Raw genomic sequence first — 10,551 nt, 5'->3', positions numbered from 1 at the left:
GAACAGCGCCTGCACATCGCCTTCACCCAGTTCCTGCATGCGCTGGCGCGACCGGACCATCCCCTGGTTCTGTTCCTCGACGATCTGCAGTGGGTGGACGTGCCCAGCCTGCGCCTGCTGCAGCAGCTGCTGCAGGAAAGCACCGAGGGAGCGGTCGGCTGCGGACTCTTCATCATCGGCGCCTACCGCGACAACGAGGTGGACGATGCCCACCCGCTGCGCCAGCTGATGCAGACCCTGGCTCGCACCGACTCCAGCCCCCTTCACACGCTCAAGCTCGAGCCCCTGGATGCCGTCAGCGTCCACCAGCTGCTGGCCGACACCCTGCACGGCACGACCGAGGCCGTGGCCGACCTGGCCTCGCTGTGCCTGGACAAGACCCGCGGCAACCCCTTCTTCCTGGGCCAGTTCCTGCGCAGCCTGCACGCGCATGGCGATCTGCGCTACGAGCGGCACCTGGGCGCCTGGCGCTGGGATCTGGATCAGATCCGCCAGCGCGAGATGACGGACAACGTCGTCACCCTGATGCTGCAGCGCCTGCGCGAGCTGCCCCCCGCCACCCAGGCTCTGCTGGCCCAGGCCGCCTTGCTGGGCGAGCGCGTGGACCTGCGCGAGCTCATGGCCCTGAGTGAGCAGGATGCCTCGGCCACCGCCCGGCAGCTGCGCCCCGCCCTGCTGGCCGGCCTGCTGCTGCCACTGGGCGAGGACTACAAGTTCGAGCACAGCCCCGAGCTGCTGGAGGGCGCGCGCTACCGCTTTCTGCACGACCGCGTGCAGCAGGCCGCGCATGACCTGACCCCGGCCGCCGAGCTGCCTGCCCTGCTGCTGCGCTGCGGCCGCCGCCTGCTGGCCGCCTGCGGCGAGGCCGAGCTGGAGCAGCGCCTCTTCGTGATCCTGGAATGCCTGAACCAGGCCGTGGACCTGATCGATGACCCGGCCGAGCGCGCCCGGCTGCTGGCCCTGAACCTGCGCGCCGGCCTGCGGGCCAAGGCCGCCTCGGCCCATGACGCGGCCGTGGCCCTGCTGTGCCAGGCCATGGCACTGCGCGTGCCCGGGTCCTGGCAGACCAATCCCGCGCAGACCCTGGCCCTCTACCTGGCCCTGGCCGAAGCCGAGTACCTGGCCGGGCATTTCGAGGCCGCAGAGCGCCTCTACCCCGAGGCCCTGGCCGCTTGCCCGGATCTGGCCGGCCGCCTCGCCCTGCAGCTGGTGCAGGTGGACCAGTACCACATCCAGGGTCGCTTCACCGATGCCTATGCGGTGATTCAGGACGCCCTGGCCCAGCTGGACCACCCCTTCCCGGACGATGCGGGCGCCATGGCCCTGTTCCCGGCCGAGTACGCCGCCACCGAGGCCCTGCTGGCCGAGCGAGGCCAGGACGCGGTGCTGCACGCGGCCGATATGGTCTCGCCCCTGCACCGGCTGGAGATGCAGCTGGGCAATGCCATGGCCTATGCCAGCTACCAGTGCGGCCGCCTGGGCGCCTATGTGCTCAATGCCAGCCGCATGCTGCAGACCACGCTGCGCCACGGGCAGAACGATTACAGCTGCATCGCCTATGCCGCTTATATGAGCGCCAGCGCGGCCATGGGCAAGCCCTACCCGCAATGCCATGCCCTGGGCCGCCTGGCCCTGCGGCTGGCCGAGCTGCGCGACAACGCCCATGTCCGCCTGAGCATCTACCAGTACTTCTCGGCCTTCTACCAGCACTGGTGCGATCCGCTCAGTGAGACCCTGGCCAAGCTGGACCGTGGCGTGGAGATGGGCCTGAGCGGCCTGAACCCGCTGGATGCCGGCTACTGCGCCCTGCTGGGCCAGGTCAACCGCCTGGCGCTGGGCCATGAGCTGGCTGATCTGCAGACGCGCTGCGAGCAGAGCCTGAAGTTCCTGCTCAAGACCCGTCAGAGCGCCACCGAGGCCATGCTGCGACACGGCGTGCTGCAGCCCCTGCGTGCCCTGCGCGGCCAGACACTCTCAGCCCTGAGCCTGGACAGCGAGGACTGCCGCAGCAGCGAGCTCTTCCACCGCCCCGATGCGCCCCCCTCCATTCCGCTAGCGCTCTACAGCGTGGCTCAGCTGCGCCATGCCTATCTGATGGGTGACGCCGCCAGCTGGCGCCTGGCCCTGCCCCGCCTGCCCGTGGTGGCGGCCTGCCTGCCCGACAGCCCCTCGGTAGTGGAAGGCAGCTTCTACGCCGCCCTAGGCTGGCTGCGCGAGGGCTTTGCCGAGGACGCCAGCCAGGCCCTGCTCCAGGCTCAGACCCTGCTGGCGCGTTTCGAGACCTGGGCCGAGGGCTGCACGGCCAACTTCGCCCACAAGCGCGACCTGATCGCCGCCGAGCTGGCCCGCGTGCGCGGGGAGGAGCGCTCGGCCATGAACCTTTATGCACGCGCCATCGAGTCGGCCGAGGCAGCCGGCTTCACCACCGCCGCCGGCCTGGCCAACGAGGCTTATGGCCGCTTCTGGATGACCCAGGGCCAGCCCCAGCTGGCCGGCCATTTCCTGCGCGAGGCGCACTACCACTTCCAGCGCTGGGGAGCCTTAGTGAAATGCCGCCAGCTCGAGGACCAATGGCCCCAGCTGCCCTTCGTCCTGGCTCGGGGAACGGGCCGCCGCAACAGCACCGGTCGCAGCAGTGATGGCGGTGGCAGCTACCGCGACCCCTTGGACGGCGGCTTCAGCATCGATCTGCACGCCCTGATGAAGGCCAACCAACTGCTGGCCCAGGAGATCCATCTGGACACCCTGCTGCCGCAGATGCTGGGCGTGCTGCTGCAGCATGCGGGCGCCGAGCGCGGCGCCATCGCGCTGGAGGACGAGGACGGCCTGGTGGTGGAGGCCATTGGCGGCCTGGATGATCGCGGCCAGCTCGCTTCGCAGCGCCTGTGCATGCCCCTGCCCGAGCTGGGGGACCAGGGCCAGGCCCTGCTGCCCAGCGTCCTGATCGACTATGTGCGACTCACCCGCCGCACCCTGGTGCTGAACCGCCCCGAGCTGGATGAGCGCTTTGCCCACAGCGTCTACCTGCGCCAGCAGGCGCCGCGCTCCGTGATCTGCCTGCCCGTGCTCCGACAGGGCAAGCTGGTGGCCCTGGTCTATATGGAGCACCAGCGCCTTGAAAACGCCTTCACAACACGACACCAGCAAAGCCTGGAACTGCTGAGCAGCCAGGCGGCCATCTCGCTGGTCAATGCCAGGCTTTATGAGAGCCTGGAGAACAAGGTGGCGCTGCGCACCGAAGAGCTGCGCCAGATGAGCATGCGCGACGGACTGACCGGCGTGGCCAACCGCCGAGCCTTCGACGAGCGCCTGCAGCTGGAGTGGCGCCGCAGCCAGCGCCAGGGCAGCCCCCTGGCGCTGCTGATGGTGGATATCGACTTCTTCAAGCAGTTCAACGACCACTACGGCCACCTGGAGGGCGACCGCTGCATCAAGGCCGTGGCCGAGTGCCTGCAGGGCGTGGCCAGCCGCGCCGGCGATCTGCTGGCGCGCTATGGCGGCGAGGAGTTCGCCCTGCTACTGCCGGGCACCGACATGGCGGCCGCCCAGCACCTGGCCCAGGCCTGCCTGGACGCGGTGGATGCCCTGGGCTTTGCCCACGCCCAGTCCAGCGTGGCCCCGCATGTGAGCCTCAGCCTGGGCGTGGCCTGCCAGGTGGCGGACGTGGACTCCAAGCCCGAACAGCTGCTGGCCGCGGCCGACCAGGCCCTGTACCGGGCCAAGCGGGAGGGGGGGCGGCGCTGGTCCGGCGTGTGAGCCCCTCGTCCACGCCAATCGGCGGGGACGGTACCCCGAGGGGACGCTCGGGCCCGCGACCCAGGACCGCCGACCCGGACAGCGCGGGCCGGCTTGGGGCGGCCCGGCGCTCGGCCCGTGAAGGACCAGCGCTGGAAGGGCCGCAAGCTCAGATGCTGATGCTGTTGGGGATCTGCGAAGGCAGCTGGAAGGGGTACGGCATGGGCCGCCCCCGGTTGCGCTTGCGGATCTCGATCTCGGCCAGGGACAGGGCGGACTGGAAGTCCGCCACCAGGGGCGCCACCCGCGGATCACTGAAATAGGGATCGCGCGGGTTGTGCTCGTACTGGCCCAGGCGGTCGTACTGCACCCCGCTGAGCAGGTACTCGAAGGACAGGCCGTAGAGCGCCAGATCCAGCGGCGGATACCAGGGCAGGCAGTCCTGCTCGCTCTCCAGCCGGGTGGAGCGCGTGGGCGCGGGCTGGTAGAGGCTGCCGGTAACGCTGGGCGCGTAGGACATCAGCGGGTACTGGGCATAGTTCACCGAAGCGTGCTGGGGGCCGGCGATGTAAATCATCTGGGCCACCATCTCGATCAGATAGTCCAGGCTTTCCAGACGCCAGGGCCGCTTGGGGTCGCCGCTGGGCACCAGGCCGCCCAGGCCCTGAAAGCCGGCATAGCGCGGGTCCACCAGCTCGGCCACAAAGCCCTGCAGCTCCTCGTCCGCGCGCACGTCCGCATCACTGCGGTAGTACAGGCGCAGATAGCGGCCGACGAACTCATGGATGGCGCGCCACAGCAGCAAGGTGTCCTCACGGAAGGCAAAGGGCTGCAGCCGCTCCACGCCGCGCAGCGCGAAGAGGCGCTCGGGGTGGTTCTCGTCCCAGCGCCACTCGCTGCGCGCCTTGGCCAGCATGCCCAGGGTGCACTCGATGGCCGGCCCCACATTGCAGGCCACCACGCCGCCGGGCACGATCAGGCTGTGGATGGCCGAGTCGTTGATATTGATGGTGAAGCGGAAATGCGGCTCCAGCAGCTTGAGCAGGGGATGCTGCAGGGCCAGCTGCCGGTGCGCCGCCACCACGATGGGCTCGATCACCAGATGGCAGTTGCCCAGATGGGCGATGGATTCATGCTGGATGGCCGCCGCCACATTGACGAAATGCTTGGCCAGCTGCCACTTGTAGCCGCCGGCATCGTTGGCGCGAGCGCTGTCGCGCGGGCTGAAGATGGGCGCGGTCTCGGCATCGTGCTGCTGGGCCAGCTGGATGGCCAGGGGCTGGAGCACGCCCTCGGCGTAGGGCGGGTAGCCGGCAGGCGGCTGCGGGTTCCAGTAGAAAAGCGCGATAGGCGCGGCCAGATAGCGCTGGCGGCCGTTGAGCTTGTCGGCCCAAGCCCCCTCCAGCAGGGCATAGTCCACCACGAAGAGGCGGCCGCGCCCGGCGGCTTCGGTCAGGCTGGGCGCCCCCGGCCCGAGCTCGGCCCGCAGCAGGGCATCGCTCACCGGCATCTTGCGCAGCAGCTCGGCCAGGGCCATCTGCTGACTGCCCGGCGCCGGCTGGGCCACCACGGCGCGCAGCAAGGTGGTGTTGAAACCTGCCGTCTGCAGCCAGCCGAAGAACCAGTCTTGCTCGCAGGGCTCGGCGGGCGTGGTCGGCATCCAGTCCTGGCGAGCGATCTCCAGCATCAGGGGCTGGGGCAGGTCCTGCATCAGATCGCGGTAATCCTGCAGGGAGCGCGGCAAGAGATAGTCACGCCCCCGGCTGGTGTTGAGCATGTCATAGAGCGTGGACTTCAGGAAGGCGGTGGGGCCGTTGGCCGCAAAGTCCTTGAAGACCGCGTCCAGGCCGGTCGCCATCTTGAGAAGGTCCTGGGGCAGATGCATCATGTCCTTGAGCGCCGCAGGCAGAGCCGCCAGGGCCTCGAAGAAGGCCTGCAGGTCCTTGATGTCGCGGCCGATATGCCAGCCGCCCAGGTCTTTTTTCAGCTGCTCGTAGCACTGCTGCACGCGCTGCAGCGCGGCCTCGGGCAGGTCGGCGCTGAGCTCACGCTCCAGCAGGCGCAGCACGGCGCGCTGGAAATTCGCACTCAGCACCAGAAAGACCTGCAGCACCTGGGCCTCGTAGGCCGGGTTGAACTTCTCGCCCGCCGGCAGGTCGGCCGACAGCGGCACGCCCTCCAGATAGCTCTGCATATAGTTGTACTCGGTGCGCGCCAGCGAGAGCTGGAAGCGGCGCGCTTCGCGGGCCTCGGGGCTCTGAGTCTGCGGCAAACTGGGAATCTCGGGTCGAGCGGCCGTAGCGCCATAGGCGGGGCTGGAGTTCATAGGTGGTTCTGCCTCGGTAGTTCCGGAATGGAAGGTGCCATGTCTTGCCTCACCGCGAGGGCCTGAGGGATGGCGGGCAGCACGGTAGCCGGCCTCGGGCTCGGGGGATGCTTGGAAAAGCAGCGCAAAGCCTCCAGCAGTTGTCCGATTCGGCTTCAGGGCCTAAGCTGTGGCCACGATGAACACGCCCCGTGCCGTCAAACCAAGCAGCGCCATGAAGGTGCTGGTGATCGATGACCAGCAGCAGGTGCGACACATCATCCGTGAGTCGCTGTACCGTCTTGGCTTCCGGCATGTGCTCATGGCCAGCGACGCGGCCGAGGCCCTGCGCCATCTGCGCAGCGAGCCCATGGATCTGGTGCTCAGCGACTACAACCTGGGTGATGGCGCTGACGGCCAGCAGCTACTGGAAGCCGCGCGAGGTGGCCGCCTGCTCAGCCCCGTGGCGCCCTGGATCTTCATCTCCGCCAACGCCTTGCGTGGAGATGTGCTGGCTGCCGGCGATTTCCTGCCCGACGGCTACATCATCAAGCCCTTCACCGACCAGTTGCTGGCCCGCTACATTGAGGGGCTCACCGCGCGCAAGCAAGCCCTGGCCCCCCTGCTGCTGGCTGCCGATGCACAGCAGTGGGATGAGGTGCTCAAGGAAGCGGAAGCCTTCATCAAGCGCGGCGATGCGCTCTCCAGCGAAGGCCTCAAGCACAAGGCCCAGGCCCTGATGCGCCTGGCCCGCTTTGAGGAAGCCCTGGCCTGCTATGGCAGCGCCCTGGACCTGAACTCCGAACTGGCCTGGGCCCGGCTGGGGCACGCTCAGGCCCAGCGCGCACTGGGGCGACCCGAGGCGGCCCGCGCCGAGCTGGAGCGGCTCACCCGCGCCCAACCCAGCTTCGCCAGCGCCTACGACACCTTGCTCGAGATCGCCGAGGAACAGGGCGACGCCGAGGCGGCCCTGAACACGGCCCGCACCGTGGCCGAGCTGGTGCCCAACGCCAAGCGCAAGACGCGCCTGGGTGGCCTGGCCCTGGCCGCAGGTGAGACCGAGCTGGCCGTCAAGGTGCTGGAGCAGGCCGTGGCCAAGAATCGCCATGCCGTCAATCCCGGCCCGCAGGACAGCGTGCTGCTGGCCCAGGCCCTGCTGGACAACGGTGACCCCGCCCGCGCCGCCAACCTGGCCGCCGAACTGGGCAAGCGCTTTGCCGAGCAGGGCCCGGCCCGACTGCTGGCCAAGGCCCTGGGCGCCCAGGCGCAACAACAGCTGGGCAACGAGACCGCCGCGGCCGCCGTGATGAATGAGGTGGCCGCGGCGCTGGAAACTGAGGGCACTGGGCTGGATGGCCCGTCCAAGCTGCTGCTGGCACGCAGTGCCTTGAGCACGGGGCACCCGGATCTGGGCCAGCAACTCATCGGCGAGGTGGCTCGCAACCACGGCGACAAACCCCTGCTCATGGCCAGCGCCCTGCGGGCGGCGGCGGGAACGCCGGTCGAGGCCGAGTGCCGCAAACTGATCGAGCGCGCCAGCGAGGAGGTGGCCCAGGCCATGACGGACTTGCAGCGGGCCAAGCGCAGCGGTGAGCTGGGCCAGGCGCTGGAAGTCGGCGAGCGCATCCTGGCGCGCTCGCCCCAGAACTTCAATGTGCTGATCGAGCTCTGCACCCTGCACCTCATCGCCATGGGTCGGCAGTCCGATGAAGCAGTTCGACAGACTCATCGGGACCGTGCCCGGGAACTGCTCGAACGGCTGGAGCTGCAGCACCCCATGCACGACCGCGTGGCGGCGGCTCGCAAATTCTTCCGCGAGCGCGTGGGCGGCAAGGCCTGACCCCAGCATGCCCCCGACCGGTCTTGATCCCCGCCTGAGCGCCCTGGTGGTTCACGACCTGAAGAACCGCCTGGCCATACTCAGCGACGAGTTGCGGCAGTTGGGCCGCTTGCCTTTGCCCGAGGCTGCCCATGCCCATGCGCGCCAGGCCAATGAGCAGGCGCTGATGCTGACGCGCCGGCTCATGGAATTCTTGACCGTGCATCGCGCCATCGAGGAAGGCGGCCTGCGGGCCAGCCCCGGGGAGGAGATGCCCGACCTGATGCTGATGGAGCTGGCCTCGGATGCCGAGATGCTGCTGCACGGTCGGCTGCAGGTGACGCAGCAACTCGACGCCAACCCGCCCTTCTGGTTCTACGACCGCACCCTGGTCCATCTGGCCTTGGATTCGGCCCTCTACAACGCCCTGCGCTTTGCCCGCAGCCGTATCACGCTGGGTCTGGACGTGCAGGACGGCTGGCTGTGCTTCTCGGTGCGGGATGACGGCCCGGGCCTGCGCGACGAGGCCCCGGGCAGCACCTCCACGGGCCTGGGTCTCAGGGTGTGCGAGGAAGTGGCCCGCGCCCATATCAACCATGGCCGCCAAGGGCGCAGCCGGCTGCGTGATCATCCCGAGGGCGGCGCGGTGTTCGAGCTCTTCCTTCCCTGAGGCAGGTCGCCAATCCGTCTGCCGCGGCGCACGCTGCTAGCATGCGTCGCCATGAGTACCGTCGCCCCCCTCCGCTCCTCGCTCCCGCTACGCCTTCTGGCCGCCGCCCTGCTGGGCGCGGGCCTGCTCAGCGCCCAGGCCGCCGAGCTCAAGCTGCGCATCCTGCAGACCTCGGATGTGCACATGAATCTGCTCAATTACGACTACTACCAGGACCGCCCCACCGAGGAATACGGCCTGGCCAAGGCCGCCACCCTGATCAAGGCGGCGCGCGCCGAGGCGCCCAACAGCCTGCTCTTCGACAACGGCGATCTGCTGCAAGGCAATCCCCTGGGCGACTACATCGCCCGGGTGCGCCCCCTGCCCCGCGGCGAGGTGCATCCGGCCTACAAGGTGCTGAACGCGCTGGACGTGGACGCCGCCAATATCGGCAACCATGAGTTCAACTACGGTCTGCCTTTTCTGCGCCAGGCCATCGCGGGCGCCAAGTTCCCCTATGTGAGCGCCAATGTGGTGGAAGCTGCCAGCGGCAAGCCGGCCTTCACACCCTATGTGATCCTGGAGCGGCGCCTGCGTGACGAGAGCGGGGCCGAGCGAGTGCTCAAGATCGGTGTGATCGGCTTTGTGCCGCCCCAGATCATGCTCTGGGACCGACAGAACCTGGAGGGCAAGGTGCGCGCCCTGGACATCGTGGAGAGCGCCCAGCGCCTGGTGCCCGAGATGCGTCAAAAGGGCGCCGATCTGGTGGTGGCCATCGCCCACAGCGGCATCGAGAAACATGAGCAGCCCCAGATGGCCGAGAACGTCGCTGCTCAGCTGGCCCGGGTGCCGGGTGTTGACGTGCTGCTGCTGGGCCATGCCCATGCCGAGTTCCCCGGGCCCGCCTTTGCCAGCTTCCCCGGCGTGGACCTGGCGCGCGGCACGCTCTACGGCGTGCCGGCCGTGATGCCCGGGCGCTGGGGCGACCATCTGGGCGTGATCGATCTGCACCTGAGCGATGCCGGCGGCCGCTGGCAGGTGCAGAGCAGCCGCGCCGAGATCCGCCCCATCTTCAATCGCAGGGCCCGCCAGCCTCTGGTCGAGGCCGATCCGGCCGTGGCCGGCCTCATTGCCGCAGAGCACCAGGGCACGCTGGACTATGTGCGCAGCCAGGTGGCCGAGTCCACCGCACCCATCCACAGCTATTTCGCCCAGGTGGTGGACGACCCCTCGGTGCAACTGGTGGCCCAGGCCCAGCTGGCCTACGCCCGCCGCGCGGTGCAGGGCACGGCTTATGAGAAGCTGCCCCTGCTCTCAGCAGCAGCCCCCTTCAAGTCCGGTGGCCGCCAGGGCACGGGCAACTACACCGACATCCCGGCCGGCCCAGTGGCCATCAAGCATGTGGCCGACCTCTATGTCTACCCCAACACGGTCAAGGTGGTGAAGGTCAGCGGCGCCGAGCTGCGCGAATGGCTGGAGATGTCCGCCGGCCAGTTCCGCCGCATCGATCCCAAGGGGCCCGCCACCCAAGAGCTGCTGGAGTCGGCCTTCCGCTCCTACAACTTCGACATGATCGAGGGCGTCAGCTACGAGATCGATGTGAGCCAGCCTGCCCGCTACACGGCCGAGGGCCAGCGCACCGAGGCGCTGGGCCAGCGCATCGTGAATCTGCGCTACCAGGGCCGGGCGGTGGATCCCAAGGCGGAGTTCCTGGTCGTGACCAACAACTATCGCGCCAGCGGCGGTGGCAACTTCCCCGCACTCAGCGGCGAGCGCATCGTGGTGGACTCACCCGACGAAAACCGCGAGACCGTGGCCCAGTACCTGGCCAGCGCCAAGACCTTCAACCCCAGCGCCGACGGCAACTGGCGCATCCTGCCCGTGCCGGGCGTGAAGCTGCGCTTTGCCTCCGGCGCGGGTGGCATCCCGCACCTGGCCCGCACCCCGGCCGTGAAGCTGGTGGAGCGGCGGGGGGCTGGGGCGGGGCGTTTTGTGGTGGGGGGGGGGGTAAACCCAAGTTAAATTTAACGAGGTAGCTCACCC

The 10,551-nt window shown here is 68.9% G+C and carries 5 protein-coding genes; 4 read left to right on the top strand and 1 reads right to left on the bottom strand.

Translation table 11 applies throughout. From position 1 onward, the window contains the following. Window positions 1-3,756: diguanylate cyclase domain-containing protein (locus tag ACK5F2_RS17875; protein ID WP_409867164.1), on the top strand; the 3,756-nt coding region annotated here is incomplete at its 5' end. Window positions 3,757-3,904: 148 nt separating this feature from the next. On the opposite strand, the gene ACK5F2_RS17870 is transcribed toward ACK5F2_RS17875, so the two are convergent. Then, window positions 3,905-6,061: a lipoxygenase family protein gene (locus tag ACK5F2_RS17870; protein WP_409867162.1), complete on the bottom strand. Its 2,157-nt coding sequence runs from the start codon at window positions 6,059-6,061 to the stop codon at window positions 3,905-3,907. 178 nt (window positions 6,062-6,239) lie between these two features. Between ACK5F2_RS17870 and ACK5F2_RS17865 the strand changes: the two genes are divergently transcribed. The 3 genes from ACK5F2_RS17865 to ACK5F2_RS17855 are packed head-to-tail and all read left to right on the top strand — an operon-like array spanning window position 6,240 to window position 10,530. Further along, window positions 6,240-7,880 carry a response regulator gene (locus tag ACK5F2_RS17865; RefSeq protein ID WP_409867159.1) on the top strand — a complete coding sequence of 547 codons (1,641 nt, stop codon included), beginning with the start codon at window positions 6,240-6,242 and terminating at the stop codon, window positions 7,878-7,880. Window positions 7,881-7,887: 7 nt separating this feature from the next. Then, a complete protein-coding gene (locus tag ACK5F2_RS17860) occupies window positions 7,888-8,529 on the top strand; it encodes a sensor histidine kinase (RefSeq protein ID WP_409867158.1) in 642 nt (213 codons plus the stop codon). Between the two features lie 51 nt (window positions 8,530-8,580). Next, on the top strand, window positions 8,581-10,530 hold the full coding sequence (locus tag ACK5F2_RS17855) for a bifunctional 2',3'-cyclic-nucleotide 2'-phosphodiesterase/3'-nucleotidase (protein WP_409867155.1): 1,950 nt from the start codon (window positions 8,581-8,583) through the stop codon (window positions 10,528-10,530). Window positions 10,531-10,551 lie beyond the last annotated feature (21 nt).

The organism is Roseateles sp., assembly GCF_046300915.1.
GTDB lineage: Bacteria > Pseudomonadota > Gammaproteobacteria > Burkholderiales > Burkholderiaceae_C > Kinneretia.
Note: the sequence above shows the minus strand (reverse complement) of the source record. Positions and strands in the feature narration are given on the sequence as shown.

What these genes read in the sequence shown, in the direction of transcription:
- ACK5F2_RS17865 (WP_409867159.1), top strand. Translation starts at nt 6,240, where the DNA reads ATGAACACGCCCCGTGCCGTCAAACCAAGCAGCGCCATGAAGGTGCTG.
- ACK5F2_RS17855 (WP_409867155.1), top strand. Translation starts at nt 8,581, where the DNA reads ATGAGTACCGTCGCCCCCCTCCGCTCCTCGCTCCCGCTACGCCTTCTG.
- ACK5F2_RS17870 (WP_409867162.1), bottom strand. Translation starts at nt 6,061, where the DNA reads ATGAACTCCAGCCCCGCCTATGGCGCTACGGCCGCTCGACCCGAGATT.
- ACK5F2_RS17860 (WP_409867158.1), top strand. Translation starts at nt 7,888, where the DNA reads ATGCCCCCGACCGGTCTTGATCCCCGCCTGAGCGCCCTGGTGGTTCAC.